At 56.2% G+C, this 25,408-nt stretch carries 25 protein-coding genes; 11 read left to right on the forward strand and 14 right to left on the reverse strand.

The window, feature by feature from the left end; all coding sequences use genetic code 11:
- The first annotated feature begins 193 nt into the window (after positions 1 to 193).
- The 3 genes from fdnG to fdnI are packed head-to-tail and all read left to right on the forward strand — an operon-like array spanning position 194 to position 4,784.
- Positions 194 to 3,241, forward strand: a complete 3,048-nt coding sequence (fdnG, locus tag N7922_RS12530) for a formate dehydrogenase-N subunit alpha (protein WP_263096554.1) — start codon at positions 194 to 196, stop codon at positions 3,239 to 3,241.
- Positions 3,242 to 3,250: 9 nt separating this feature from the next.
- Positions 3,251 to 4,135 carry a formate dehydrogenase subunit beta gene (gene fdxH, locus N7922_RS12535; protein WP_263096555.1) on the forward strand — a complete coding sequence of 295 codons (885 nt, stop codon included), beginning with the start codon at positions 3,251 to 3,253 and terminating at the stop codon, positions 4,133 to 4,135.
- A complete protein-coding gene (gene fdnI / locus N7922_RS12540) occupies positions 4,128 to 4,784 on the forward strand; it encodes a formate dehydrogenase-N subunit gamma (RefSeq protein WP_263096556.1) in 657 nt (218 codons plus the stop codon). Before fdxH ends, fdnI begins: the two co-directional genes overlap by 8 nt.
- A 44-nt stretch (positions 4,785 to 4,828) precedes the next feature.
- Here fdnI and N7922_RS12545 read toward each other — a convergent pair whose 3' ends face one another.
- The 3 genes from N7922_RS12545 to N7922_RS12555 form a co-directional block, all read right to left on the reverse strand.
- Positions 4,829 to 5,155, reverse strand: coding sequence for a CcdB family protein (locus N7922_RS12545; RefSeq protein WP_263096557.1), 327 nt, complete (start codon positions 5,153 to 5,155; stop codon positions 4,829 to 4,831).
- Positions 5,152 to 5,334 carry a hypothetical protein gene (locus N7922_RS12550; protein ID WP_263096559.1) on the reverse strand — a complete coding sequence of 61 codons (183 nt, stop codon included), beginning with the start codon at positions 5,332 to 5,334 and terminating at the stop codon, positions 5,152 to 5,154. Before N7922_RS12550 ends, N7922_RS12545 begins: the two co-directional genes overlap by 4 nt.
- Positions 5,335 to 5,492: 158 nt before the next feature.
- Complete coding sequence (locus N7922_RS12555; RefSeq protein WP_263096560.1) at positions 5,493 to 6,080, reverse strand: GNAT family N-acetyltransferase; 588 nt, start codon at positions 6,078 to 6,080, stop codon at positions 5,493 to 5,495.
- Positions 6,081 to 6,173: 93 nt separating this feature from the next.
- Between N7922_RS12555 and araJ the strand changes: the two genes are divergently transcribed.
- Positions 6,174 to 7,343 (forward strand): MFS transporter AraJ, encoded by a 1,170-nt coding sequence (gene araJ, locus N7922_RS12560; protein ID WP_263096561.1) that lies wholly within the window; start codon positions 6,174 to 6,176, stop codon positions 7,341 to 7,343.
- Positions 7,344 to 7,411: 68 nt separating this feature from the next.
- Here the strand turns inward: araJ and N7922_RS12565 are convergent, their stop codons facing one another.
- The 7 genes from N7922_RS12565 to N7922_RS12595 form a co-directional block, all read right to left on the reverse strand.
- The gene (locus N7922_RS12565) at positions 7,412 to 8,503 is read right to left on the reverse strand and encodes an alkylhydroperoxidase domain protein (protein WP_263096562.1); all 1,092 of its coding nucleotides are present in this window, start codon (positions 8,501 to 8,503) and stop codon (positions 7,412 to 7,414) included.
- Between the two features lie 9 nt (positions 8,504 to 8,512).
- The gene (locus N7922_RS12570; protein WP_263096563.1) at positions 8,513 to 9,502 is read right to left on the reverse strand and encodes a putative FMN-dependent luciferase-like monooxygenase; all 990 of its coding nucleotides are present in this window, start codon (positions 9,500 to 9,502) and stop codon (positions 8,513 to 8,515) included.
- On the reverse strand, positions 9,499 to 11,106 hold the full coding sequence (locus tag N7922_RS12575; protein WP_263096564.1) for a dipeptide ABC transporter ATP-binding protein: 1,608 nt from the start codon (positions 11,104 to 11,106) through the stop codon (positions 9,499 to 9,501). The genes N7922_RS12570 and N7922_RS12575 overlap by 4 nt, the downstream gene beginning before the upstream one ends.
- Entirely contained in the window at positions 11,103 to 11,954 is an 852-nt protein-coding gene (locus tag N7922_RS12580) for an ABC transporter permease (RefSeq protein WP_263096566.1), read from the reverse strand. The genes N7922_RS12575 and N7922_RS12580 overlap by 4 nt, the downstream gene beginning before the upstream one ends.
- Positions 11,951 to 12,895, reverse strand: a complete 945-nt coding sequence (locus N7922_RS12585) for an ABC transporter permease (RefSeq protein WP_263096567.1) — start codon at positions 12,893 to 12,895, stop codon at positions 11,951 to 11,953. Before N7922_RS12585 ends, N7922_RS12580 begins: the two co-directional genes overlap by 4 nt.
- A gap of 11 nt (positions 12,896 to 12,906) precedes the next feature.
- Positions 12,907 to 14,529, reverse strand: a complete 1,623-nt coding sequence (locus N7922_RS12590; protein ID WP_263096568.1) for a TIGR04028 family ABC transporter substrate-binding protein — start codon at positions 14,527 to 14,529, stop codon at positions 12,907 to 12,909.
- Positions 14,530 to 14,672: 143 nt separating this feature from the next.
- The gene (locus N7922_RS12595) at positions 14,673 to 15,107 is read right to left on the reverse strand and encodes a VOC family protein (protein WP_263096569.1); all 435 of its coding nucleotides are present in this window, start codon (positions 15,105 to 15,107) and stop codon (positions 14,673 to 14,675) included.
- A 212-nt stretch (positions 15,108 to 15,319) separates the two neighbouring features.
- Here N7922_RS12595 and N7922_RS12600 point away from each other — a divergent pair, with 212 nt between their 5' ends.
- Complete coding sequence (locus N7922_RS12600; protein WP_263096570.1) at positions 15,320 to 15,922, forward strand: inorganic diphosphatase; 603 nt, start codon at positions 15,320 to 15,322, stop codon at positions 15,920 to 15,922.
- An 84-nt stretch (positions 15,923 to 16,006) separates the two neighbouring features.
- Here the strand turns inward: N7922_RS12600 and N7922_RS12605 are convergent, their stop codons facing one another.
- Together N7922_RS12605 and N7922_RS12610 are read right to left on the reverse strand one after the other, a co-directional pair.
- Positions 16,007 to 17,719, reverse strand: a complete 1,713-nt coding sequence (locus tag N7922_RS12605) for an ABC-F family ATP-binding cassette domain-containing protein (protein ID WP_263096571.1) — start codon at positions 17,717 to 17,719, stop codon at positions 16,007 to 16,009.
- A gap of 326 nt (positions 17,720 to 18,045) precedes the next feature.
- A complete protein-coding gene (locus tag N7922_RS12610) occupies positions 18,046 to 18,777 on the reverse strand; it encodes an SDR family NAD(P)-dependent oxidoreductase (RefSeq protein ID WP_263096572.1) in 732 nt (243 codons plus the stop codon).
- 99 nt (positions 18,778 to 18,876) lie between these two features.
- Between N7922_RS12610 and N7922_RS12615 the strand changes: the two genes are divergently transcribed.
- On the forward strand, positions 18,877 to 19,266 hold the full coding sequence (locus tag N7922_RS12615) for a winged helix-turn-helix transcriptional regulator (protein WP_263096573.1): 390 nt from the start codon (positions 18,877 to 18,879) through the stop codon (positions 19,264 to 19,266).
- Positions 19,267 to 19,320: 54 nt separating this feature from the next.
- Here N7922_RS12615 and N7922_RS12620 read toward each other — a convergent pair whose 3' ends face one another.
- Both N7922_RS12620 and sra read right to left on the reverse strand, forming a co-directional pair.
- On the reverse strand, positions 19,321 to 21,024 hold the full coding sequence (locus tag N7922_RS12620) for an NAD-dependent malic enzyme (RefSeq protein WP_263096574.1): 1,704 nt from the start codon (positions 21,022 to 21,024) through the stop codon (positions 19,321 to 19,323).
- Between the two features lie 188 nt (positions 21,025 to 21,212).
- Complete coding sequence (gene sra, locus N7922_RS12625; protein ID WP_061495875.1) at positions 21,213 to 21,350, reverse strand: stationary-phase-induced ribosome-associated protein; 138 nt, start codon at positions 21,348 to 21,350, stop codon at positions 21,213 to 21,215.
- Between the two features lie 283 nt (positions 21,351 to 21,633).
- On the opposite strand from sra, the gene N7922_RS12630 reads away from it, so the two are divergent.
- From N7922_RS12630 to N7922_RS12650, 5 genes are read left to right on the forward strand one after another with little or no spacing between them, the layout of a single operon-like run.
- The gene (locus N7922_RS12630) at positions 21,634 to 22,614 is read left to right on the forward strand and encodes a phosphotriesterase (RefSeq protein ID WP_263096576.1); all 981 of its coding nucleotides are present in this window, start codon (positions 21,634 to 21,636) and stop codon (positions 22,612 to 22,614) included.
- Positions 22,614 to 23,348: a creatininase family protein gene (locus N7922_RS12635; RefSeq protein WP_263096577.1), complete on the forward strand. Its 735-nt coding sequence runs from the start codon at positions 22,614 to 22,616 to the stop codon at positions 23,346 to 23,348. Before N7922_RS12630 ends, N7922_RS12635 begins: the two co-directional genes overlap by 1 nt.
- Positions 23,345 to 23,779, forward strand: coding sequence for a PTS sugar transporter subunit IIA (locus N7922_RS12640; RefSeq protein ID WP_263096578.1), 435 nt, complete (start codon positions 23,345 to 23,347; stop codon positions 23,777 to 23,779). Before N7922_RS12635 ends, N7922_RS12640 begins: the two co-directional genes overlap by 4 nt.
- A 30-nt stretch (positions 23,780 to 23,809) precedes the next feature.
- The gene (locus N7922_RS12645) at positions 23,810 to 24,091 is read left to right on the forward strand and encodes a PTS sugar transporter subunit IIB (RefSeq protein ID WP_263096579.1); all 282 of its coding nucleotides are present in this window, start codon (positions 23,810 to 23,812) and stop codon (positions 24,089 to 24,091) included.
- A 2-nt stretch (positions 24,092 to 24,093) separates the two neighbouring features.
- Positions 24,094 to 25,404 (forward strand): PTS ascorbate transporter subunit IIC, encoded by a 1,311-nt coding sequence (locus tag N7922_RS12650; protein WP_263096580.1) that lies wholly within the window; start codon positions 24,094 to 24,096, stop codon positions 25,402 to 25,404.
- The last annotated feature ends 4 nt before the right edge of the window (positions 25,405 to 25,408 follow it).

Consider the following 25,408-nt stretch of genomic DNA (forward strand, 5'->3'; position numbering starts at 1 on the left):
CACCTTATAACACAGTTAATTGTGCCCGCGCGAATGACGGTTCGGGCCCACTAATCCTTAAGGATAAGAAAAACCCGACAGTGGCGACTATTAGGTATCAGCCTCCGGCGGTTATTGATTTATCGCAATTCACACACCGTGTGGAATGTTTAGTTTCCCGCCCGAAGTCGAAAAACCAATAATGAGGAAAGCAATGGACGTCAGCCGCAGACAATTTTTCCGCATCTGCGCGGGCGGTATGGCAGGAACCACAGTGGCCGCATTGGGGTTTGCCCCGAAAATGGCGCTGGCTCAAACGCGAAATTATAAATTGCTTCGCGCAAAAGAGACCCGAAATTCCTGCACATACTGCTCCGTGGGCTGTGGGCTAGTGATGTATAGCCTGGGAGATGGCGCAAAAAACGCCAAAGAGGCTATTTACCATATTGAAGGGGATGCGGATCACCCGGTCAGCCGGGGCGCACTGTGCCCGAAAGGCGCTGGCTTGCTGGATTACGTACACAGCGAAAACCGCCTGCGTTACCCGGAATACCGCGCGCCAGGCTCGGATAAATGGCAGCGCATCTCCTGGGATGATGCCTTCAGTCGTATTGCCCGTCTGATGAAAGATGACCGCGATGCGCATTTTATGGAAACCAACGCCGCAGGGGTACCGGTCAATCGCTGGCTCTCTACGGGTATGCTTTGCGCATCGGCTGCAAGCAATGAAACCGGTATGCTGACGCAAAAATTTGTGCGTGCCCTCGGCATGCTGGCGGTAGATAACCAGGCGCGCGTCTGACACGGACCAACGGTAGCAAGTCTTGCTCCAACATTTGGTCGCGGTGCGATGACCAACCACTGGGTTGATATCAAAAACGCCAACGTGGTGATGGTGATGGGCGGTAACGCCGCTGAAGCCCACCCGGTCGGTTTCCGCTGGGCAATGGAAGCCAAAAATAACAATGATGCCACGCTGATTGTGGTCGATCCGCGCTTTACGCGTACCGCATCGGTGGCCGATATTTATGCGCCAATCCGCTCCGGGACGGATATCACCTTCCTCTCCGGTGTGCTGCGCTACCTGATCGACAATAATAAGATCAACGCCGAATACGTCAAACACTACACCAACGCCAGCCTGCTGGTGCGGGATGATTTTGCCTTCGACGAGGGCTTATTCAGCGGTTACGACGCGCAGAAACGCCAGTATGACAAGTCATCATGGAACTATCAGTTTGATGAAAACGGCTACGCCAAACGCGATGACACCTTAAGCCACCCGCGCTGTGTGTGGAACCTGCTGAAACAGCATGTCGCACGCTATACGCCGGAAACGGTCGAGAACATTTGCGGCACACCGCAAGCGGACTTCCTGAAAGTGTGCAACGTGCTGGCCTCAACCAGCGCAGCCGATCGCACCACCACCTTCCTCTATGCCTTAGGCTGGACGCAGCATACCGTGGGCGCGCAGAACATCCGCACCATGGCGATGATCCAGTTGCTGCTGGGCAATATGGGCATGGCGGGCGGCGGGGTGAATGCGTTGCGCGGGCACTCCAATATTCAGGGGTTAACGGACCTCGGTTTGCTGTCGACCAGCCTGCCGGGCTACCTGACGCTGCCGTCGGAAAAACAGACGGATTTGCAGCAATACCTGAGCGCGAATACACCGAAAGCGACGCTGCCGGATCAGGTGAACTACTGGAGCAATTACCCGAAATTCTTTGTCAGTCTGATGAAGTCGTTCTACGGCGATGCCGCGCAGAAAGAGAATAACTGGGGTTTCGACTGGCTGCCGAAGTGGGATCAGTCTTACGACGTCATCAAGTATTTCCACATGATGGCGAAGGGGGAAGTCACCGGCTACATCTGCCAGGGCTTTAACCCGGTAGCCTCATTCCCGGACAAAAACAACGTCGTCAGCACCCTGAGCAAGCTCAAATATATGGTGGTGATCGACCCGCTGGTGACGGAGACCTCCACTTTCTGGCAGAACCACGGTGAGATGAATGATGTTGATCCGGCGACGATTGCCACCGAAGTGTTCCGTTTGCCGTCGACCTGTTTTGCCGAAGAGGATGGCTCAATTGCCAACTCCGGGCGCTGGTTGCAGTGGCACTGGAAAGGTCAGGATGCACCGGGCGAAGCGTTGAACGACGGTGAAATTCTGGCCGGGATTTTCCACCGCCTGCGTGACATGTACCGTACGGAAGGCGGAAAAGGTGCGGAACCGTTGCTGAACATGTCCTGGCGCTACAGCCAGCCGCACAACCCGCATGCGGAAGAGGTGGCGAAAGAGAACAACGGCTATGCGCTGGCGGATCTGTACGATCCCAACGGTCAGTTGCTGGCGAAAAAAGGGCAACTGCTGAACAGTTTCGCCCTGCTGCGCGATGATGGCACTACGTCTTCGTCCTGCTGGATCTACAGCGGTAGCTGGACTGAACAGGGCAATCAGATGGCGAATCGCGATAACGCTGATCCGTCGGGGCTGGGCAATACGCTGGGCTGGGCGTGGGCATGGCCAATGAACCGCCGTGTGCTGTACAACCGCGCCTCCGCCGATCCGCAGGGCAAACCCTGGGATGCGAAACGGATGTTGATCCAGTGGAACGGCACGAAATGGAGCGGTAACGATATTCCGGACTTTTCGACCGCGCCGCCGGGCAGCAATACCGGGCCGTTTATCATGCAGCAGGAAGGTCTGGGCCGCCTGTTTGCGCTTGATAAGCTGGCGGAAGGCCCCTTCCCGGAGCACTACGAGCCGGTTGAGACCCCGATTGGCACGAACCCGTTGCACCCGAATGTGGTCTCCAGCCCGGTAGTCCGGTTGTACGCAGAAGATGCCAAACGGATGGGGAAAAAAGATCGCTTCCCGTATGTGGGCACCACCTATCGTCTGACCGAACATTTCCACACCTGGACCAAGCATGCGCGTCTGAACGCTATTGCTCAGCCGCAACAGTTCGTTGAAATCAGCGAAACGCTGGCAGCGGCAAAAGGCATTGCTAATGGCGATCGGGTAACGGTGAGCAGCCAGCGTGGGTTTATCCGCGCGGTGGCGGTGGTCACGCGCCGTCTGCGTTCCTTGCAGGTTCACGGTCAGCCTGTGGAAACCATCGGCATCCCGCTGCACTGGGGTTTTGAGGGCGTGGCGCAGAAGGGGTATATCGCCAACACCCTGACGCCAAACGTCGGTGATGCGAATTCGCAAACACCGGAATATAAGGCGTTTTTAGTGAATATTGAGAAGGTGTAAGGGGCGAGTATGACAATGGAAACTCAGGACATTATCAAACGCTCCGCAACCCACCCGCTGACGCCGCCCCCACGGGCGCGCGATCACAAGGCGGAAATCGCCAAGCTAATTGACGTCTCCACCTGCGTAGGCTGCAAAGCCTGCCAGGTGGCCTGTTCAGAGTGGAACGATATCCGCGATGAGGTGGGGCACTGCGTCGGAGTTTACGATAACCCTGCCGATCTCAGCGCCAAATCCTGGACGGTGATGCGTTTTAGCGAAACCGAACAGCATGGCAAGCTGGAGTGGTTAATCCGCAAAGACGGTTGTATGCACTGCGCGGATCCGGGCTGCCTGAAGGCATGCCCGTCCGCCGGGGCGATCATCCAGTACGCGAACGGCATTGTCGACTTCCAGCAGGAGAGCTGCATCGGGTGCGGTTATTGCATCGCTGGCTGTCCGTTTAATGTCCCGCGGCTCAATAAAGAGGATAACCGGGTCTATAAATGCACGCTGTGCGTCGATCGCGTCAGCGTGGGGCAGGAGCCAGCCTGTGTGAAAACCTGCCCGACAGGCGCCATTCATTTCGGCACCAAAGCGGAGATGCTGGCGCTGGGGCAACAGCGGGTTGAGAAGCTGAAAACGCGGGGTTACGACAATGCAGGGCTGTATAACCCACAGGGGGTCGGTGGTACACATGTGATGTATGTGCTGCACCATGCCGATCAACCGCAGCTTTACCACAATCTGCCGAAAGATCCGCAGATCGATACGGCGGTCGGGTTGTGGAAAGGGGTGTTAAAACCGCTCTCCGCCGCCGGGTTTATCGCTACCTTCGCCGGGCTGATTTATCACTACATCGGCATCGGACCGAATAAAGACGTGGACGACGACGAGGAGGAGCATCATGAGTAAGTCGAAAATGATTGTGCGCACCAAATTTATTGACCGCGCCTGTCACTGGACGGTGGTTGTCTGCTTTTTCCTTGTCGCCTTGTCCGGGATTTCGTTCTTCTTCCCGACGCTGCAATGGCTGACGGAAACGTTCGGCACACCGCAGATGGGGCGTATTCTGCACCCGTTCTTCGGCGTGGTGGTGTTCGTGGCGCTGATGTTTATGTTTGTGCGTTTTGTCCATCACAACATCCCGGATAAGCAGGATCTGCCGTGGCTGAAAAACATTGTCGAGGTGTTAAAAGGCAATGAGCACAAGGTGGCGAAAGTCGGGAAATACAACGCCGGGCAAAAGATGATGTTCTGGACCATCATGAGCATGATGACCGTGCTGCTGGTCACGGGCGTCATCATCTGGCGACCTTATTTTGCGCACTATTTCCCCATTCAGGTGATCCGCTACAGTCTGCTGCTGCACGCCACCTCGGCAATTATTTTGATGCATGCCATCCTGATCCATATGTATATGGCGTTCTGGGTGAAAGGCTCAATTAAAGGCATGGTGGAAGGCAAGGTCAGCCGTCGTTGGGCGCAAAAACATCATCCGCGCTGGTATCGTGAGGTCGAGCGACTGGAAGCCAAAAAAGAGAGCACGGAAGGCATTAACTAATGGCTAAACCCCGCTCCGGAGAGATCCGGTGCGGGGTTCGGGAGTCAAATATTGGTAATGAGCGCATCAATGGAATTCACAATACGGTTTCTTTCCGCTCGCAAATTACAGACAAAATCTTTTTCTCTGATTTTTGTGGTTTCCAGATGCGTCATCATTGGCGCATGCAGCATCAACTTTTCGAATTCAATATTTACGCGGGGCACAACAGAATCAGCCCAGCACGGAGCACGGCTGTTTCTGACTAAAGGAATAATTACACGGGTAGAAAGATCCGCATAAAAATCATGCTGTACGATCAAATAAAAAGGGATTGAATTTCTGGTGGTTGGGGAATTATTCCGATAAACATCAAATTGTTTTCGCATCATAAGACCCTGAAATAGTCATCATCGGTAAGAACCCCGTGCTCCGCGACAAACTTATTCATTATACGAATATATTCTCTGGTCTGACGTTCTTTCTTTGCCTGTTCTTCCGGTATTAAACTGGCCTTGCTGTTAATCAGGGTTGGTGCGTGTTTTGTTTTACGCTGACGGGTAACGTTCATGATTAGTATCTCTGTTGCTTGTTGATAGAGGCATTATCATTATCAGAAAAGCAAAAACAACAACGAATTTCCTGGTGCAATAAATTTTGCGAACGCTATTGCTGAATAAAGCAAATGAATGAAAGTAATAAAATAAAATGCGAAACACTTCTCACTTTTTATTGAATGAGCGGCTTATTTAACAACGTTAAACGGTATACATGCGTTTGCCGCTCAAAAAAACCAAATTTATGGTACAGCGCGTGAGCCTCTTCACGCTCAGAGCGAGAAGTTAGCTCGATATAGCGCGCAGCATAAATGCAGGCGAAGGAGAGGGCGGAACGCAGCAACGCGGTCGCGATGCCCCGGCGTCGAAATTGGCTGCCAACAATGACATCTTCAATCATGCATTTCTTGCCAGAGAGCAGTGTCGCACAGACTAAGGTCAGCATACCGGCGGGAACGCCATCATCCCAGGCAACAAACAGATGCACTGAGTCAGACGCAAACACACGCTGAAAGTCTTCTACGCTTAACGTCGGCGCGTGGGGGGAAAGCTCCGCCAGCAATCGGGTTAAATCGGTTGCCAGCGTATCAGTAATGGATGACAGTCGTTCAACGCGAAGCGTATGCATGGCTTGCCTGCTCATGGAGTTGGGAACCCTTTCAGCATAGCCTGGTTTATGCCAGCGCGGCAGTTTGCCGCTGCGTTTATTGTGGTGCGCACACCGTTCGATGGCAGACAGATCAAAAGCAACCGAATCCATGGATTAATGTGCCAGCCAGGACATTTCAACTGGTCTGCCCGCAGCGAATGGTCAATAATGCGTGTCGCAATCTTTTAACAAGTGGTCTGTAGTATGAAAAAAACGGTTTTTTCGTTGGCACTTGCGACCTTTGGTTTAGGCATGGCGGAGTTCGGCATTATGGGCGTCCTCACCGAACTTGCTAAGGATGTCGGTATCTCTATTCCTTCTGCCGGGTACTTAATCTCCGGTTACGCCGTGGGCGTGGTCATTGGCGCACCAATTATGGCACTGTTCTCCAGCCGCTTTTCGCTCAAAAAGGTGATGCTGTTTCTGGTGGCGTTGTGCGTCCTCGGTAATGCCATCTTTACCTTTTCCAGCTCCTATACGATGTTGCTGATTGGCCGGTTAATCTCCGGGTTTCCCCACGGTGCGATTTTTGGCGTCGGCGCGATAATCCTCTCCAAAATCGCGCCGCCGGGCAAAGTGACCATGGCGGTAGCCGGGATGATCGCGGGCATGACCGTCGCCAACCTGGTGGGGATCCCACTGGGTACCTGGTTGGGGCATGAATTCAGCTGGCGTTACACCTTTATGCTGATTGTGTTATTCGATGCGGCGGTGATTGTCTCCGTGATTTTCTGGGTGCCGGACCTGCACGATACTGCGCCAACCCATCTGCGCGAGCAGTTTCATTTTCTGCGAAAACCGGAACCGTGGCTGATTTTTGCCGCCACCATGCTGGGTAATGCCGGGGTGTTTGCCTGGTTCAGCTACGTCAAACCCTTTATGGTGAATATCTCCGGCTTTTCCCCCACCTCAGTGACGCTGATCATGATGCTGATGGGGCTGGGTATGGTGCTGGGCAATATGTTCAGCGGCAGGCTGTCGGTCAGATTCAGCCCGCTGCGCATTGCGGTTGTGACCGAACTGGTTGTGGTGCTGGCAATGCTGGCGTTGTTTGTGCTGGGTGAACATAAACAGGCATCGCTGGCGATGGGGTTTGTCTGCTGCGCCGGGTTGTTTGCCGTTTCCGCACCGCTGCAAATTATGCTGCTGCAAAATGCGAAGGGCGGTGAAATGCTTGGCGCGGCAGGCGGGCAGATGGCGTTCAATCTCGGCAATGCCATTGGCGCATGGTTCGGCGGGCTGATCATTACGTTTGGTTTTACCTACAGCTACCTCACACTGCCTGCCGCGCTGTTGTCCCTGGCCGCGATGGGGGCTTTGCTGATGTACGGCCGTCGTAAAGCTACACGCCAGCTGGAGCCTGTGGCAGAGTAAACCCGCGTCTTCTCCGGCCTGCAACGCGGGTGATGAAAACCCTTGCAGGCCGGATCCTCTGAAATGCATTACGGCAAATAGGGTTCTCCGAGCGTCAGCATCAGGCGGTTAGCCCAGGCAAAAAACGCCGCCGACTGGATCAGATCCAACTGCTGCAACGTATCCAGCCCTTGCGCATCCAGCTTCGCCAGGTGGGCCGCCGTTAACGCTGGCGGTGTCACCGATAACGCCGCCGCACTCTCAATTTCAGCGCCCCAACGCGCCGAGTGTCCTTCACTTAACGTTTTCCCCGGTGGGACGGCCAGCAACGCCTCTACGGCATTATCATCCTTTGACAATTGGCTGGTTTTACGCGCATGGACAGAGGCGCAATAGATACAACCGTTAATCTTGCTGGCTACCGTCGCGGCCAGTTCACGCTCTGCGCGCGGCAAGCCGCCTGGGGTGTAAAAGATGCCTTTATCCGTTAACGTGCGCTGTTCCAACACCGGTAAGTTACGCCCTAACAAGCGAAAATAGTCCGAATCGGTATGGCCAAATTTTGCCAGAATCGTCTGTTCGTCCGGCGTAAATTCCGCCAGTGGTTTCGCCGCGATCCACGGCTCCCAGCCCAGCTCTTGCTGGGTAAAGGCCACCGGTGCGACTTTACCGCTCTGGGTACGCGGTGTGGTATGCCAGGCACCCGCAACTGCCGCGCTCTCGCTGGCGGTAGCCGGTTTTCCATTCAGCAACCGCAACCCCACCAACAACCGGCTCTGGAAACTGACAAAGGCGATCAGTTGCGCCAGCGTGACAATGCTCTGTTTATTCCAGCCTGCGCTCACCAATGATTTCAGCGCATCCGGCGTGGCTTTTACCGGTGAGAAGGTGAGCAAGCGGGCAAAATCCAGCGCCGGGGAAAGGCGGGCAGACGTAGGGTCGGCAAGGCCAAAACTGGCGTAATGCGCCGCCAGATCGTTGGCGTTGTGCCATTTCGCCACTTTCGCCGCCACAATAAAGCGCTCATCGGCCGGGAAATCGGCGTTTTCCGCGCTAAACAGCGCGTCGTAGCTGCCCTGTGTGTGTTGCGTCGCGGCATCACGGGTATCGCGGGCGCTGGCCAGCGCGGAACCGGGGGCGATCTCCGCCAGTTCAGCCAGAATATCCTGACGTAAAGCCATCGTGACTCCTTATAAAATATGTGGGGCGACATGCCCGGCAATCAGTTCGATAGAGCGCAGCGTGTCCTGATGCGACGGTTCGACAGAGTGAACCTGGAAGGAGATATCCGTTGCGCGGGCCAGAATGCTGTCATTTTTCAGGGAGGCAACCACGGTTGACGGATCGCCGATATGCGCATCGAACTGGCGGATATAATCCGTGACACTGTCACCCGTAACCTCATAACCCGCCGCACGGTGCTGCTGCGCCTGGCGGGTTAACCCCGGCGTTGCCACCTTCAGCGCATATTCCGTGCTGTCGGCGACAAAGGCAGTGCGCGAGGCGAGAATGCGCGGCGCAACGCCTGCCGGAAGGGCATCAAGATAGGCATCCACCATCGGGTTTTGGATCGCATCCAGCGTCAGTGAAAGGGCGTCCGCCGGGCGCGGCTGCGTGCGGGACAGCATTAATCCGTGCCCGGCCTGTCCGGCGCGGATCGCCCCTTCAACCGAAAACGTGGCAATCCACACACGCTCCGCCAGCTGCGGCGCAGGTGGGTAAAGGTGATTATCGGGATGGGTCAGCGAATCGCCGCGCCAGGCGCTCTGGATCAGATGCAGGTACTCGGCAAATACGCTTGCCCGCTGGTCAATCGTCAGGCCAAACGGCAGAAACGAGGTCGGCGTACCGCCGGAGCCAAAGCCGACGTCCAGCCGCCCGTCAGCCAGCAAATCCAGTACGGCCGCATCTTCCGCCACGCGTAACGGGTTTTCCAGCGGCAGGGTGATGATCGCCGTACCTAAACGGATGCTCTGCGTATGCGCCGCGACATGCGCCAGAAACACCAGCGGCGAAGGCAAACCGCCTTCACGCTCATGAAAGTGGTGCTGCGCAATCCATGCGCTGTCAAAACCATGGCGCTCAGCATGGCGGATCTGCTCTGTCGCCAGTCGGTAACGCTCTTTCGGCGGCGCATCATCCAGTAAACGGGTAAAAAATCCCAGGCGTTTTCGCGTCATGCGTACTCCTCCGTAGCAGGTGAAAAATGGGGAATGGCGTTGATCAATTCCCGGGTGTAGTTGTCCTGAGGCGCGGCGAACAGACGCTCTACCGTTCCGTGTTCCACCACACGTCCATTGCGCAGTACCGTCACGCTGTGTCCGATGCGGCGAACCGTCGCCAGGTCATGCGTAATAAACAGATAGGTCAGCCCGAGTTGCTGCTGTAACTGCTGGAGCAGGGCGAGGATCTGCGCCTGTACGGTCACATCCAGCGCCGAGGTGGCTTCATCCAGCACCAGAATGCCCGGTTCGAGGATCAGGGCGCGGGCAATCGCAACCCGCTGGCGCTGGCCGCCAGAGAGTTCACGGGCATGGCGGCTTAACAGTTCCGGCGGCAATGCAACGCGCCGGGCCACGGTTTCCACCCGCCGTTTACGTTCGGCTTTATCGACAGGCTCGAAATTTTTCAGCGGCTCTTCAATGATGTCGAACAGCGTCTGGCGCGGATCCAACGACGCAAACGGGTTCTGGTAAACAAACTGAATTTTGCGGCGTAACTGGCGGCGGGCTTCCTGGCTCAGGTGCGTGGCATCAATGTCGTCAATCATCACGCTGCCGCTGTCGGCCTGTTCAAACCCCAGCAGAATACGCGCCAGTGTGGTTTTGCCGGATCCGGACTCGCCCACCAGCGCATGCGTGCTACCGCGACGGACGTCGAAACTGACGCTGTCGAGCGCCTGCAACGCGTGGCCTTTGCCCAGTGAAAACTGCTTGTTGATCGCCCGCACACGAATAGCCGCCGACGCCAGTGGCTGGCCGGATACCGGCGCAATCGTCAGCGCATGGCCCTGCAAATCGCTCAGCAACTGGCGGGTATACGCCTGTTGCGGCGCGCGAATAATATCCGCCGTTGCACCTTGCTCCTGAATTTCTCCGTGGCGGAAGACCAGTAAACGGTCGGCCCGCTCAGCCGCCAGTGCCAAATCGTGCGTCACAAACAGCACCGCCGTACCGGACTCGCGCCGCAGCCTGTCCAGCAGATCGAGGATCCTTTTTTGCACCGTCACATCCAGCGCGCTGGTGGGTTCATCGGCGATGATCAGGTCCGGTTGCAGCGCAATGGCGATAGCAATCAACACCCGTTGCTTCATGCCGCCGGAGAGCTGATGCGGAAACTGTTTCATCCGCTGTTCCGGGTGACTCAACCCCACTTTAGTGAGCAACGCCAGCACCTGTTCATCGCGTTCACGGGCGCTGATTTTGCTGTGCAGCGTGAGAATTTCCCCCACCTGCGCGCCGATGGTTTTAACCGGGTTGAGTGAATTACCCGGATCCTGCGGCACAAGGCTGATGCGGGCACCGCGCAGGCTATCCAGCCGCCTGGCTGACCACTGGCTTATCGCTTCGCCATTGAGCAGGATCGTTCCGCTGTCGCGACGGGCATTGTCGGCCAGCAGACCAATGATCGCCTGAGCGGTGGTGGTTTTTCCTGAGCCGGACTCCCCGACAAACGCCAGCATTTCGCCGCGTTTGAGCGTAAAGCTGACGTGATGAACCACCTCGCGCCATTCGCGCCCGGTACGGTAACTGAGCGTTAAATCTTCTACAGCAAGCACCGTCATAGGCGACCTCCGCTAAGCTGGCGGCTGATGCGGTTTACCGCCAGCACGACCAAAATCACCACCACACCGGGGAACGTTGTCAGCCACCAGGCTGTGGATAAATAGTTACGTCCTTCGGCAATCAGCAACCCCCATTCAGGAATAGGTGGCGGCGTGCCGTAGCCGAGGAAACTGAGGGTGGAGAGGGCGAGGATCGCCTGGCCGAATTGCAGTGTGGCAAAGGCCAGCACCGCAGTAAGCGAGTTCGGTAAAATGTGCCGCCACAGCACGGCGAGGAATGTACCGCCACTGCCTCTGGCGGCTTCAACGTAATCGGTATGGCGAATACGCACCACTTCCCCGCGCGCCAGGCGGGCAAAGCTGGCAACCGACGCCACCCCGACCGCAATCGCGGCATTCACCGTGCCGAAACCGAGGAGAATGATCACCGTAAGTGACAGCAACAGCGAAGGAATAGAGAGCAGCACATCCACCAGACGCATCAGTAGTGACTCTGTGCGCCCGCCAACAGCCCCCGCCATGACGCCGAGCAAGGTGCCAGCCAACAATCCCATTGCCACGGCGGCCAGCGCAGCGGAAAGCGAGTGCGATGCACCAAAAATAATGCGGGCATAGAGATCGCGCCCAAGTTGATCGGTGCCCAGCCAGTGTTCGGCCTGCGGCGCCAGCCGTTGTGCACCGGCAATCCCTTCAACGGGACTGTAATGCGTGAACAGCCCCGGAAAAAATGCCGCCGCTACCGCCAGCGCTATCGTTAGCCAGGCCAGCCATAAGCCGGGCTGCCAGCGAAAGACAGGAAATACCCGTGCCCGCTTACGGGCGGCGGCTGCGTAGTCCACCAGACTCATAAGGCACCTCCGGTCACCGTTTTCAGCCGGGGGTCAAACCACGGCATTAACAGATCAACAAGCAGATTAATCAGCACAAACCCGAGCGCGGAGATCATCACCACAGCCTGTAAAACCGCGATATCCTGGTTATTCACCGCCTGCTGGGTCAGTTGCCCCAGCCCGCCGCGACCAAATACCGTTTCGGTGATCAACGCACCCGCAATTAACTCGCCCAGCAGCAAACCGGCAACGTTCAGGACCGGCAGTAACGCGTTTCCGGTCACATGCCGCCACAGCACGCCGGTTTCGCTTAAGCCTTTCGCCCGCGCCACCGCCACAAACGGCTGCGCGGCAACCTGGTCGAGACTGCGCATCAGGATCTGCGCCAGTGGCGCAGAAATCGGGATAGCGACTGTAATAATCGGCAGGATCACCCCTTGCAGCGGCGACGGGTTGATAACCGGGATCAACCTCAACTGGAAGGAGAACACCTGAATCAGCGCGATACCGAGCCAGAAGGTTGGCAGCGAGACAAACAGCACCGGCAACGCCTGAATCGCGTTGCTTAACCCGCGCAGGAACGGCAGTCGCGAGGCAAACGCCAACGCAAACGCCAGCACCACGGCAAGGGCAAACGCAGGCAGGGCGAGGGTCAGTGTTTCGGGCAGATTACTGCGGATCAATTCGCTCACCGCAACGCCCGCCTGGACCGAATAGCCAAAATCACCGCGCAACATGGCGAACAGTGTGTGCACATATTGCTGCCACAGTGGGCTATCCGCGCCGTAGGCAAGGCGCATCTCCTCGATTTGCGCCGGGCTTAGACCAAGATCCGGGTTCTGAAATTTAATCAGCACCGCATCGCCCGGCAGCACCTGAAGCAGCACGAAAGAGAGCGTAAAGGCCGCCCACAACACCAGTAGCCCAAGCCCTGCGCGGCGCAGCAGATAGTGGCTCATCGCACGCCCCCTTAATGTTTCGCAATCCACGCGCCGTAGAAGGATGGACGACCCACGGCTTCAAAGTTGACGTTTTTTACCCATGACGCGCCAGCAAAGACCTGCGGCTCTTCAAAAATAGGGATCACATAGGCGTTTTCCAGCAGGTAGCGCTGCGCATCGCCGGTCAGTTGCAGACGTTTCTGCGGGTCAACTTCGGCGGAAATACTCACCAGCAAGGCGTTGAGTTTGTCGTCGCGGAAGCTTTTCACCTTATCGCTGGATCCGCCCTGTTGCAGCAGCGCATCGCGGTTGGCGGGGTAGAACATGCTTTTCACTACATCCGGATCGGCGCGGCCGACTTCCGACACGGTAAGCGGTGTTTTCAGCGGGTCGAGGTTATCGAGGGTACGGCTGCCCGCATCACCGGCTTTGACCGTCAGCGCCACACCGACCTGACGCCATTGCTGCGCCACCAGTTGCAGCACCTCTTTGTTTTGCGGCTGCGGCAGTGACTCATAAATGGTCAACGCCAGCGGTTGACCCTCTTTGGTGCGGATACCGTCCGCAGCGGTTTTCCAGCCTGCATCATCCAGTAACTGTCGGGCTTTGGCCGGATCAAATTTCAGTGCATCGCTGAGGTTGACGTAACCGGCGGCAGAGTGGGCAATCACCGAGGTGGCTTGCGGGTAATTGGCAGAGAAGAGGGTGTCGACGACCTGTTTCGCATTTGTCGCATGGAGTAAGGCCTGACGCACGCGAAGATCGGCAACCAGTGGATTATCCGGACGGAAACTGATGCTGTCGTTGACGCCTCGGGTGGGCGGCGCATAGATGGCGAACCCTTGTTCTGTGGCCTGTTTTTCATCATAGGCCTGTACCTGGCGAATAAAACCGGCCTGGCCCGCCAGCAACGCGCCAATGCGCACGCTGTCTTCTGGCGTGACGATGAATTTAATGCCATCCAGATTGGCCGGGCCTTGCTGGGCACTATTTTTCGGTCCCCACTGATACGCTTTGCGCGCCTGTAGCGTCACTTCACGCCCCAGTTTCTCGTCCGTCACCACAAACGGCCCGGAGCCGATAATATGCCGCGCGTCGCCCAGCTCATCGAAGTTGCGTTGCAAGGTGCTGAGGGAAACCAGCCCAGACCCGATTGTCGCGGTGCCTTGCAGGAATCCCGGCGACGGTTTTTTAAAATAGAATTTCACCGTCTGCGCATCAATCACTTCGCTGCGTTCGTAATTATTGATGACTTCCGATACCGGCAGGCGCTGCGCTTTATTGCCAAGTCCGTAAGTGTCGAAGTTCTTCGCCACCGCAGCCGCATCAAGCGGAGTACCATCCGAGAATGTGACGCCGGGGCGAATTTTAAAGGTGTATTCCGTTTTGTCGGCGTTGGTGGTCCAGCTTTCAGCAATCCACGGTTCCACCTGCAACGTTTGCGGGTTCTGCCAGGTCAGTTTGTCGGTAATCTGGTTGAGGATGCCGCCGTTTGGGTAAAACCCGCCCGCGGGGGGATACAAATTGGTGTGCGCTTGCTGTTCAAGGTAAATCAGGGTGCCGCCTTTAACCGGCGTATCGGCCGCAAAGGCCTGAACCGAACTGGCGATAATCAGCGCCATCAGCAACGGTAAACGGAAAGCGATGTGCATGGTGAATTCCTTTGTTATCTATTGTCTTAGCCTCGAACGCATCATCCGGTGCGGCTCATAACAAGGGAACAAAGGAATTGAGATAAGCATTTCAGAAAAGAGCAAAACGCGCGACAGGCCTGCTGATCAGGCCTGAAGGCGCATCAACGCAGCCAGGGCGTTACCGTCAGTCCGACCAGCAGACCTTCCGGGCCAAGCAACCGGGTCACGCTTTGCCCCCACGGCTCCAGGCGGTTCGCCACCAGTAACTGATACCCTTTTTGCAGCAGCACATCGGTGGCAGTCGTTAGATCGTCAACTTCGAATTCAATCCAGCCTTGCGGAACCGGATGCGTATCCGGCCATGCCGCCGCGCCGAAACAGGAGGCTGCCGCCTGGTCCAGTGGCCACAGGGCAAAGTGCTTTGCCCCCGCCAGCGCATCGTGATCGGCGACCAGATAGTCGCTGTTGCCTTCCATCGGTTTCAGCGGCAAGCCAAGGGTTTGCTGATAAAAGTCCTGACTGTCGCTCACGCGTTGGGGGATCGGGCCGAACCCGGCGATAAACAGCACGTCAAGCCCGGGAATAGACGTTGTCATAAAGCACCTCCGTTGGGTAAAAAAGGGGCCGCTGGCCCCGCTCCTGCATGCAATATCCGGTAATTCATCGCGTAAAGCAATCACCCGGACGCGTCCGAAAAAAGCGCATTCCAGCCGCTATTTTGGGCGAGTCTGCAACGCGTCACTGTCATGCTGCTGTCATCATTTGTCGCCAAATTGTCGCTTTCTCTCAACAAAAAGAGTAATTAACAATGCATCTGGTGAAAAAATTCCTCGCAGTCAGCCTTTTTCTCTCCGCGTACGCGCAGGCTGACAACATTCTTGAATTCCCGCAGCCGAAAAATAACCCGGACGAGTTTTACGCGGTGACCGAAATTCCGGCGGGCAGCATGATCAAATATGAAACCGACGCGAAAACCGGCTTTATCGTCGTTGACCGTTTTCAGTCCATGCCGGTCGCTTACCCGGCGAACTACGGTTCGCTCACGCAGTCGCTGGCGGGCGATGGCGATCCACTGGATGTCATTTTCTACACCCGCGCGCCGCTGGCCCCCGGTACGCTGATTAAACTGCGTCCCATCGGCGTGCTGAAAATGGTGGATGGCGGCGAGACCGACGACAAAATCGTGGCGGTTCCGGCCAGCAAAATCGACCCGACCTATGACGATATTAAAACCGTTACCGACCTGCCCAAAATCGAACAGGATCGACTGGAAGCCTTCTTCCGCGTCTATAAACAGTTGCCAGACGGCCGCAAAAAAGTGGAGTTGAATGGCTTTAACGATGCCGACACGGCAAAGCAGGAGATCAAAGCGGCGTGGGATGCCTGGAAAGCGAAAAACCCGCAAAAATAATAGACGTAGCCCTTGATGTGTTAATGATATAAAACGCCTGCGAGAATAAACCAGGCCGCCCAATGTTGCACGGCCTGGTTTCGATTAAGTCAATTGCGTATTAATCCGTGTTATCTCCTCACGCCATTGCGCCTGTAGCTGCGGTTTCTGGTGTTTGGGTTTACGGGCCAGGTCCTCTGCAAGGCGTGTTTCCAGCTCAATAAGCCGTGCCAGCAGGGCATCCTGATCGTCCGCAACCGCCGTCACCGCGTGTTGCGACCGGGCAGTTGCATTGATGAGGCCAGTGCTTTCCCGCAGTCGTTCATACACGGTTTGCACATCATGCCACTCCTGCAACTCACCGTTTTCCACCAGCCAGAAGCGGTTACAGCTTGCGTTGATCAACTGACGATCGTGGCTCACCAGCAGCACACCACCGCTGAAGTGTTGCAGCGTGTGCGCCAGCGCTTCTTTACCGGCCATATCCAGATGGTTGGTGGGTTCATCCAGCAACAGCAGGTTAAAGCGCGCCAGCGACAGGCCAACAAACAGCAGCCGCGAACGCTCACCACCGCTCAGCGTCGCAACGCGCTGCCCATGACGTACCCATGCAAAACCAGCGCTGATCAGCGCCATTTTGCGATCCTCCGGTGCCGGGGCGAACGGCTCCAGCGCCTCAAAAAGCGTGGCCTCATCCGGCAACTGGTGCAGCGTCTGATCGTAGTAACCGGCCTGCAAACGCGGGTGCAGGCGCAGAGCCGCTGGGTTTTCCTGCCGGTACGCCTGCCAGATTAACCGCAGCAGCGAGGATTTCCCGCAACCGTTACGCCCGACAACAGCAACCCGATCACCGCTTTTCAGGCGGGCGAGGGGAACGTGAAACAACGCCGGCAAACCTGCCGCTGGCGCAACCGGCAACTGCTCCATTTCCAGCAGACGATCCGCCGGTAACGCCTCGCCATGCAGCGCAAGCGTCCACCGGCTACCGGCGGTCAGTTCCGTCTGGCTCTCTTTCAGGCGCTCAACCTGTTTTTCCATCTGTTTGGCTTTGCGCGCCAGGTCTTCATTGTCATAAACCCGCCCCCATGTCGCCAGCCGTTTGGCACTGGCGGTGACGCGGTCGATCTCCTTTTGCTCGGCTTTATGCCGCAGGGCGTCGCTCTCATCCCGATCATCCAGCGCAAGGCGCGCATCGCTACAGGGTAGTGCGAAGCAATGCAGTGTATGGTCACGCAGGATCCAGGTGCCGTTGGTCACCGCATCCAGCAGTGAGGCATCGTGCGAGACCATGACAAAGCTGCCGGACCAGTGTTGCAAAAACTGCTCCAGCCACAGCAACGTAGGCAGATCGAGGTGGTTGCCGGGCTCATCCAGCAGCAGGAGATCCGGTTCACGGATCAGCGCCCGCGCCAACAGCAAACGGGTGTGCTGACCACCGCTCAGCGTCGCCGCTGTCAGGGCGATCTCCTGCGGGCTCAGCCCCATACTGGCCAGTAGCGCTTCGCCTCGCCAGCGCTGGCTCTCCCGTTCCGTCGCCGGGATCTGCGCCAGCACCGCCTCCAGCAGCGTGACAGGCAATAGCTCAGCGGGGAGATGTTGTTCCACGCGGGCCAACAGGCAGTGGTGCGCCACGGTGACATTACCGGACAGGGGGGACAGCGAACCGTCCAGCACTTTTAGCAGGGTGCTTTTGCCGCAGCCATTGTCGCCAATAAGACCAAGGCGATCGCCTTTTTTCAGGGTAAAGGAGAGATCGGAGAATAACGGACCGAAAGCCGTTTCAACACGGATTGATTGTGCAGATAGTAAAGTGCTCATTGCTTACTCAAGAGTTACAGGCATGTTTATGCCTCGTCAAACATCGCTGACGATAACCCGGTAAGCCCAAGGGAAGGGGATTGTATCTTCGCTCAAGCAGAAGTTATCGCAGCACGATACCGATAACGCTTGAGCTGGTGCGATCACCAAGGGTATGTGAAACACAGAACAGTTCACAATACAGCATAATTAGCCTCCTTTTATATTCAGTAAGTTGATGGGTGAAAGGAGTGTAGCGGGGAAATAATGGATTTGCCAGCGGCGCAGGGGAAACGCCACGTGCAAAAACAGCCATCCGCAGATGGCTGTGAAGAGGAAACACACCGTCAAACCTGAGCCATTCCGCCATCCACGCAGATCTCTGCCCCTGCGATGTAGCTGCTCTCATCGCTCGCCAGAAAGAGCGCTACATTGGCCACTTCGTCGGGTTTGCCCATTCGGTGCAACGGAATATCACGGGTTAATGCTTCGCGAACCTCATCGGTGACAACCGACATCATCTCGGTATCGATAGGGCCTGGCGCTACGACGTTAATACGGATACCGCGGCTGGAGAGCTCACGTGTCCAGGTCCGGGCAAATGAACGCAGTGCCGCTTTACTGGCGCTGTAAACGCCGTATCCCTCCGTGCCGATCGTATCGGCTATCGACCCGATAAGCACCACGCTCGCACCGGGCTGCAATAACGGCAGTGCGGCCTGCAAGGCAAACACGGGCGAACGGACATTCAGGCCAAATATCTGGTCAAAATGCGCTTCGCTGATGTCCCCGATGGTGGCGTATTCCGACATCCCGGCATTAATGACCAGCACATCGATGCGACCCGCTTCTGCCTGAACCGTCGCCATAATGCGGACCAGTTCGCTTTGTTGACTCACATCCGCACGCAGCGGCACTGAAGCGCCTGACAGGGTGCGACTGGCTGCCTGGAGCTCCTCATCACGGCGTGAAGTAAACCAGGTTGTTGCGCCTTCATGGGTGAAACGCTGGCTGATTGCCAGGCCGATGCCTTTTGCGCCGCCAAGCACCACAGCCACTTTATTGTCTAATCTGCCCATCTGTTCTCTCCGGTTTGAGTGGAAAACAGATGATATAAATTTTATACTTAATATCAATTACGCACTTTATTTATATCTGATATCGCGGAGTATATCGCCATGGAGAAAATTGACTGTAACAGCCTGAATAATGTGGGGAAAACCCGTTGGGTACTGGAACACATCACCAATAAATGGTCGATTATGATCCTCACGGTACTCTGTACCGAACCTGCCCGCTTTAATGAAATCCGCCGTCGGCTGGATGGCATTACCCACAAAGCGCTGGCGGACGCGCTAAAACGGCTGGAGCGCAATGGGCTGGTGCGCCGTGAAGTGCTGCCTACCTCGCCGGTGGGCGTGGAGTACAGCATCACGCCGCTGGCGCAGACGCTACAACAACCGTTTATGGCGCTGAATGATTGGGCGCTGGCGCATGGTCCGGCGCTGGAGCGGGCGCAGGCGGCCTACGATCTCGTCCATGCTAATGAGGAAACAACAACGGATTAGCTGAACAGGGCGGGCACACCCGGAGCACGACGACTCCGGGTGGAAAACAGGCGGTTAGATCGAGGTACGGCGATAGCTGCGGTACTTCGGCTCCCAGAAGTTATCATTAATGGCTTGTTGCAGCGCTTCGGCAGAGGTTTTCACCGCCAGGCCTTGCTGCTGCGCCATTTTGCCGACCGCAAACGCGATGGCACGCGACACTTTCTGAATATCTTTCAGCTCCGGTAACACCAGACCTTCGCCATTGAGTAGCAGCGGCGAGTATTCTGCCAGTGTTTCGCTTGCCGCCATCAGCATTTCATCGGTAATGCGTGACGCCCCGGCGGAGATCACCCCCAGACCAATGCCCGGGAAGATATACGCGTTGTTGCACTGCGCAATCGGGTAGGTTTTCTCTTTCCACTGCACCGGCGCAAACGGGCTGCCGGTAGCAACCAGCGCCATACCGTCAGTCCAGCTGATGATATCCTGCGGCGTCGCTTCCACACGGGAGGTCGGGTTAGAGAGCGGCATGATAATCGGGCGCGGGCAGTGTTTGTGCATTTCACGGATGATCTCTTCCGTAAACAGCCCGGTCTGACCGGAAACGCCAATCAAAATGTCCGGTTTCACATTGCGCACCACATCCAGCAGAGAGATGGCTTCGCTCTGGGTTTCGCGATCCCAGTTTTGCAGGTTTTCGCGTTTCTGCACCAGCTTGCTCTGGAACGGCAGCAGGTTTGGCATTTCATCAGTCAGCAGACCGAAGCGATCCACCATATAGACTTTCTGGCGGGCATCCGCTTCGCTCAGGCCTTCACGCTGGGTCTGCGCAATAATCTGCTCGGCAATCCCGCAGCCGGCGGAACCGGCACCGAGAAAGACGATTTTCTGCTGGCTCAACTGGCTACCAGCGGCACGGCTGGCGGCAATCAGCGTGCCGACGGTCACGGCCGCGGTGCCCTGAATATCATCGTTAAACGAGCAGATTTCGTTGCGGTAGCGGTTCAGCAGCGGCATGGCGTTTTTCTGCGCAAAATCTTCAAATTGCAGCAGCACATCCGGCCAGCGTTGTTTAACCGCCTGGATAAATTCATCGACAAACGCGTAGTACTCATCACCCGTAATACGCGGGTGGCGAGAGCCCATATACAGCGGATCGTTAATCAGTTGCTGGTTGTTGGTGCCAACGTCCAGTACGACCGGCAGAGTGTATGCCGGGCTGATCCCGCCGCAGGAGGTGTAAAGTGAGAGCTTACCGATTGGAATGCCCATCCCGCCAATCCCCTGGTCGCCCAGGCCAAGGATGCGCTCGCCGTCGGTAACGACAATCACTTTAATATTGTGGTTCGGAACGTTTTGCAGAATGTCGTCCATGCTGCCGCGGTTCTGCCAGGAGATAAACACGCCGCGCGCGCGACGGTAAATGTCCGAAAAACGTTCACATGCCCAACCGACCGTTGGGGTGTAGATCACCGGCATCATCTCTTCGAGATGGTTATCGACCAGGCGATAGAAAAGGGTTTCGTTCGTGTCCTGGATGTTACGCAGGTAAATGTGCTTATCAATATCGGTTTTAAAACCCTGATATTGCAGCCAGGCGCGCTCCGCCTGTTCTTCAATCGTTTCAACCACTTCGGGTAACAGGCCCAGCAGGTTGAAGCTGCTGCGCTCTTCCATACTGAAGGCGCTGCCTTTGTTCAGCAGGGGAAACTCCAGCAACACGGGACCGGCATAGGGGATGTACAACGATCGGTTTTTATTATGTTTGGCATTCATCTTACTGCTCCTTTATCAACGATCACTCCGCGTGGCATAGCGTTGCGGGTGGGGTACTGCGGCGGGCGCAAGTATAAATCATCAATACGGCAAATACTTCCTATTCGCGGCATTCGTTGATTGAATTTTTATCAAGCAGAAGAGAAAACAAAACGCCACTCCGAATGGAGTGGCGAGGGTGGAAAACATTAGCCAGCGCGGCGATGACGCCCGGAACGATGGACCACCACCGTTTCTTCATGGTTGTCTTTGGTTACCACTTTGCGGGTGTTAGACACTTTGTAATCCAGTCCCATGATATGACGTGCCTGACGGTTCGATTTCATGCTTACTCCTTAATCCAGTTCAATGTTTCAAGGACAAGCCCGGTAAACTGCGCCGGGCGAAATACAATCTCATCATTGCGCGGTACAAAAAACATACCGGACTGTCATCCTCGGACATCGTGACGCAAAGCGCAAGCGAATGACGACTTTTAAGAACAGTCTCTTCTTATTCGTGGCGCAGGTCATAGAATTGATCAATAAACGAACTTGATCACTTGACTGATCAAGTGAGCCAAACCTATTTTTGATGGGCATCTTCCATTTGCTTTCAGAGGGTTGCCCGATGGGTTTTATTCGTACGTTGCATGGAGATATTGCCCCCGCCGAGCTGGGCGTGACCTACAGTCACGATCATATTTACTGCATTCCACCGTATTGGGCGGAGCGTAACGATGAAGATCTGCTGCTCGATTCAGCGGACGCCTCGGAAAGGGAGCTGGCGGATTTTCGCGCCGCGGGCGGGCAGTCCATTTATGACGCCACCGCGCCGGATTATGGCAGACAGGTCGACGTCGTTGCCAGGATCGCACAGCGCCAGCACGTACAGATCATCGCCACTGCCGGGTTTAACAAAGGATTCCTCTGGAGCTGCAAGCGCCCTGGCCACAGCGACACGTTTGCGCAGTGGATTGAGCACTCGCCGCTGGACGCACTGGTGGAGCACGTTGTCCGCGAAGTGACGGACGGCATCGATGGCAGCCAGTACCGGGCTGGCGTGGTGAAATGCGGCACCGGCTATAACATGATTTCACCACTTGAACGCAAAACGCTGGAAGTGATCGTTCGCGCGCAGCAAATCACTGGCGCGCCGATGCACAGTCATACGGAAATGGGCACCATGGCGCTGGAACAGACGCAGGTGTTTAAAACGCTTGGCCTTGATATGTCCCGTTTGTGCTTTGCACATATGGACCGAAACCCCGATCCCTGGTTACATCGTCAAATCGCCAACACCGGGGCGTACCTCTCTTTTGACGGTATTACCAGAATAAAATATCACCCTGAACATATTCGTACGCAGGCCATCCTCGAACTGTGTAAAAGGGGATATCAAAAACAGATCCTGATCGGCGGCGATTTCGCCCGTAAAAGCATGAGCGCCCACTATGGAAAGGGGGGGCTGGGATTGAAGTTTATCCTGGCGGACTGGCGGCCACGGTTTTTGGAAGAAGCGCATGAAGCAGGCTTTGACGGCGAGGCGCTGCTGCACGATTTCTTCATTGCTAACCCGGCCCGCTATTTTGCCTTCAGCCAGGAGAGTTAATGAAACTGCAGATGCTGAACGAATCGCAGGCCAGCGCGGCACTGCACCGCGCGCAGATAGCCTTACTGCCGCTGGGTGCGGTAGAACCGCACGGCGATCACCTGCCGCTGGCGACGGACAATCTGCTGGCGGAGCGCTTTTGCGAACGACTCGACGCGGCGCTCGGCGACGCATCGGTGATGCTGCCGGTGCTACCGTTTAGCCAGGTCTGGTCGTTACAGGGTCACGCTGGCGCGGTAGATATCGGCAACGATTTACTGAGCCAGCTTTTACAGGCGCTGGCGCGCAATATGGCCAGCTATGGCATTCCGGCGCTGGCGGTTATTAATGCGCATTACGGTAATTTTGATGCCATGAAAAGCGCGGCCAGAGCGTTAAAAGACGAGGGCATTACGCTACTCAGCTACACCTGGGCGGGTATGAATGATTGCGTGCACCGGTTAAGGGAATCGAAAGAAGCCAAAGCCGGGTATATGCATGCCGATGAGATCGAAACCTCCCTGATGCTGGAGCTGGCTCCGGAAGCGGTGCAGATGGCGCAGGCAAGGGCGCATTACCCTGAATTCCCCCCCAATTTCGCCTGGCAACAGATGCACTGGACGGAGTTTTCCGACTATGCGGTGCTGGGCGATCCGCGCTGCGCCACGGCGGAAAAAGGGGCGGCGCTTGTTCAGCAGGCACTGGAAACCACGCTCAACTCCCTTCATCACTATCTTGCGCAGGTATCCCGATGATCGCACGCCAGGCCATTCAACTGGACCACCCCGCAAATACGCCGGAGCAGGCGATTCTGGCAGCAGGCAACGCACTGCTGGCAAGCGATGCCTGCACTGAAAGCTATGTGCAGGCAATGGTGGACAATTTTCATCAATTCGGCCCCTACTTTGTGATAGCGCCAGGTCTGGCAATGCCCCATGCCCGGCCAGAACAGGGGGCGCTGACGCCGCAAATCAGTTTTATCCGCCTGCGACAGCCTGTGGCGTTTGGGCACAGCGATAACGATCCCGTCTCGCTGGTGCTGGGGTTATCCGCGACTGGCCAGGATCAGCATATTCAACTTATCCAGCAACTGGTGACATTGCTCAGCGATGAGCATACGTACCACACTTTTCTGCACAGCACGGACGCAGAAGCAATTTTCTCTTGTTTTACGCACAAGAATTAATCACGGAATCACGCACTTCGAGGGCTGATAATGAAAATTCTGACGGTTTGCGGTTTAGGCATGGGCTCCAGCCTGATTTTAAAAATGAATGTCGAAACGGTATTACAAAAAAACGGTATTCAGGCGTCTGTTGAACACATGGATGTCTCTTCCGCCTCCTCGGCGCGGGCCGATCTGGTGATCACCAATAGCGAGCTGGTGGATAACCTGCGCCAGCTTTCCTGCCCGGTGGTGGTGGTGAATAACTACATTGATACGCAGGAAATCACCCGCGCGTTAGCGCAGGCGGGCGTGCTGAAAGAGGGCGTCTGACCATGAGCGAATTTATCGATGTGCTGCACTGGATAACCGTCAACATCTTCGGCGAAGCCTCCATTTTAATTGGTTTGATCGTCCTTCTCGGGCTGGTGTTACAGAAAAAACCGCTGGCGGACATCGTCTCCGGCACGTTGAAAGGTATTCTCGGTTTTCTGATTATTGGCGCAGGTGCGGGCATTATTGTCTCCGCCTTGCTGATCTTTCAGCCCATCTGGACCGAGGTGTTCGGCCTCAGTTCCATGAACCTGACGGACATTATGGGGCAGGTGAAATTCAGCGAACGCTACGGCAGCAGCGTGACCATTGCGATTGCAGCGGGTTTTGCCATTAACCTGCTGCTGGCGAGAATCACCCCGTTCAAATATATCTACCTGACCGGCCATATGATGTTCTGGACGACGATGATCTTCGCCGGGATCATGGTCAACACCAACCCGCAAATCTCTGCGGTGCAGTTAACGCTGATGCTGTCGGTGATCATGGGACTGTACTGGACGCTACAACCCGCAATGGTGCAACCGTGGGTGCGAAAAATCACCGGCAACGACAATGTCGCGCTCGGCCATACATCGTCCTCTGTGGCACTGCTGGGCGCGGTGCTCGGCACGCTCTTCGCCGCCAACAAAATTAACGCCGAAGATATCCAGGTGCCGAAAAAGCTCGGTTTTCTGCGCGACTCCAACGTGGTTACCGCGTTAACCATGACGCTGTTGTTCTTCGTGGGCACCTTTATTCTGCAAATCAAAGCCACGCCGAAAGCGGCTGAAATCCTCTCCCAGTCGGGCGGGCTCAGTTTTTATATCTACGCCCTGAAACAGTCGCTGATCTTCACCGGCGGTATTGCCGTGGTCTTGCTTGGGGTAAGGATGTTTATTGGCGAAATGGTGCCGGCGTTTAACGGTATTGGCTCACGGCTGGTGCCCGGCGCGAAACCGGCGCTCGATTGCCCGATTCTATTCAACTTTGCACCCAATGCGGTGGTGCTTGGCTTCGTGGGTGCCTTTGTCGGTTCACTGCTGTGGCTAACGGTGATTGGTCGCTCTACGGGGTATGTGTTTATTCCCAGCATGATTGTTATTTTCTTCCATGCGGGAACAGCAGGGGTGTTTGGCAATATTACCGGCGGCTATAAAGGCGCGCTGCTGGCGGGGTTTGTCACCTCCACCGTGGTGGCGTGGGGGCAATACTTCTGCGTCAGCTTCTTTATCAACGACACCATTCCGGATACGGCGCTGTGGGCGGGCGATAGCGACATGTTTATGCTGGCGCCGCTGATCGGCGCGTTAACCCGCTTGCTGACCTTCTGAGGAT

The sequence above is a fragment of the Kosakonia sp. ML.JS2a genome (genome assembly GCF_025642095.1).
Taxonomy (GTDB): domain Bacteria; phylum Pseudomonadota; class Gammaproteobacteria; order Enterobacterales; family Enterobacteriaceae.

What these genes read in the sequence shown, in the direction of transcription:
- sra (WP_061495875.1), bottom strand. Translation starts at nt 21,350, where the DNA reads ATGAAATCGAACCGTCAGGCACGTCATATCATGGGACTGGATTACAAA.
- araJ (WP_263096561.1), top strand. Translation starts at nt 6,174, where the DNA reads ATGAAAAAAACGGTTTTTTCGTTGGCACTTGCGACCTTTGGTTTAGGC.
- fdnI (WP_263096556.1), top strand. Translation starts at nt 4,128, where the DNA reads ATGAGTAAGTCGAAAATGATTGTGCGCACCAAATTTATTGACCGCGCC.
- N7922_RS12545 (WP_263096557.1), bottom strand. Translation starts at nt 5,155, where the DNA reads ATGATGCGAAAACAATTTGATGTTTATCGGAATAATTCCCCAACCACC.
- N7922_RS12610 (WP_263096572.1), bottom strand. Translation starts at nt 18,777, where the DNA reads ATGGGCAGATTAGACAATAAAGTGGCTGTGGTGCTTGGCGGCGCAAAA.
- N7922_RS12555 (WP_263096560.1), bottom strand. Translation starts at nt 6,080, where the DNA reads ATGGATTCGGTTGCTTTTGATCTGTCTGCCATCGAACGGTGTGCGCAC.
- N7922_RS12630 (WP_263096576.1), top strand. Translation starts at nt 21,634, where the DNA reads ATGGGTTTTATTCGTACGTTGCATGGAGATATTGCCCCCGCCGAGCTG.
- fdxH (WP_263096555.1), top strand. Translation starts at nt 3,251, where the DNA reads ATGACAATGGAAACTCAGGACATTATCAAACGCTCCGCAACCCACCCG.
- N7922_RS12580 (WP_263096566.1), bottom strand. Translation starts at nt 11,954, where the DNA reads ATGAGTCTGGTGGACTACGCAGCCGCCGCCCGTAAGCGGGCACGGGTA.
- N7922_RS12645 (WP_263096579.1), top strand. Translation starts at nt 23,810, where the DNA reads ATGAAAATTCTGACGGTTTGCGGTTTAGGCATGGGCTCCAGCCTGATT.
- N7922_RS12565 (WP_263096562.1), bottom strand. Translation starts at nt 8,503, where the DNA reads ATGGCTTTACGTCAGGATATTCTGGCTGAACTGGCGGAGATCGCCCCC.
- N7922_RS12635 (WP_263096577.1), top strand. Translation starts at nt 22,614, where the DNA reads ATGAAACTGCAGATGCTGAACGAATCGCAGGCCAGCGCGGCACTGCAC.
- N7922_RS12640 (WP_263096578.1), top strand. Translation starts at nt 23,345, where the DNA reads ATGATCGCACGCCAGGCCATTCAACTGGACCACCCCGCAAATACGCCG.
- N7922_RS12620 (WP_263096574.1), bottom strand. Translation starts at nt 21,024, where the DNA reads ATGAATGCCAAACATAATAAAAACCGATCGTTGTACATCCCCTATGCC.
- N7922_RS12575 (WP_263096564.1), bottom strand. Translation starts at nt 11,106, where the DNA reads ATGACGGTGCTTGCTGTAGAAGATTTAACGCTCAGTTACCGTACCGGG.
- N7922_RS12585 (WP_263096567.1), bottom strand. Translation starts at nt 12,895, where the DNA reads ATGAGCCACTATCTGCTGCGCCGCGCAGGGCTTGGGCTACTGGTGTTG.
- N7922_RS12615 (WP_263096573.1), top strand. Translation starts at nt 18,877, where the DNA reads ATGGAGAAAATTGACTGTAACAGCCTGAATAATGTGGGGAAAACCCGT.
- N7922_RS12605 (WP_263096571.1), bottom strand. Translation starts at nt 17,719, where the DNA reads ATGAGCACTTTACTATCTGCACAATCAATCCGTGTTGAAACGGCTTTC.
- N7922_RS12570 (WP_263096563.1), bottom strand. Translation starts at nt 9,502, where the DNA reads ATGACGCGAAAACGCCTGGGATTTTTTACCCGTTTACTGGATGATGCG.
- N7922_RS12550 (WP_263096559.1), bottom strand. Translation starts at nt 5,334, where the DNA reads ATGAACGTTACCCGTCAGCGTAAAACAAAACACGCACCAACCCTGATT.
- N7922_RS12650 (WP_263096580.1), top strand. Translation starts at nt 24,094, where the DNA reads ATGAGCGAATTTATCGATGTGCTGCACTGGATAACCGTCAACATCTTC.
- N7922_RS12590 (WP_263096568.1), bottom strand. Translation starts at nt 14,529, where the DNA reads ATGCACATCGCTTTCCGTTTACCGTTGCTGATGGCGCTGATTATCGCC.
- N7922_RS12595 (WP_263096569.1), bottom strand. Translation starts at nt 15,107, where the DNA reads ATGACAACGTCTATTCCCGGGCTTGACGTGCTGTTTATCGCCGGGTTC.
- N7922_RS12600 (WP_263096570.1), top strand. Translation starts at nt 15,320, where the DNA reads ATGCATCTGGTGAAAAAATTCCTCGCAGTCAGCCTTTTTCTCTCCGCG.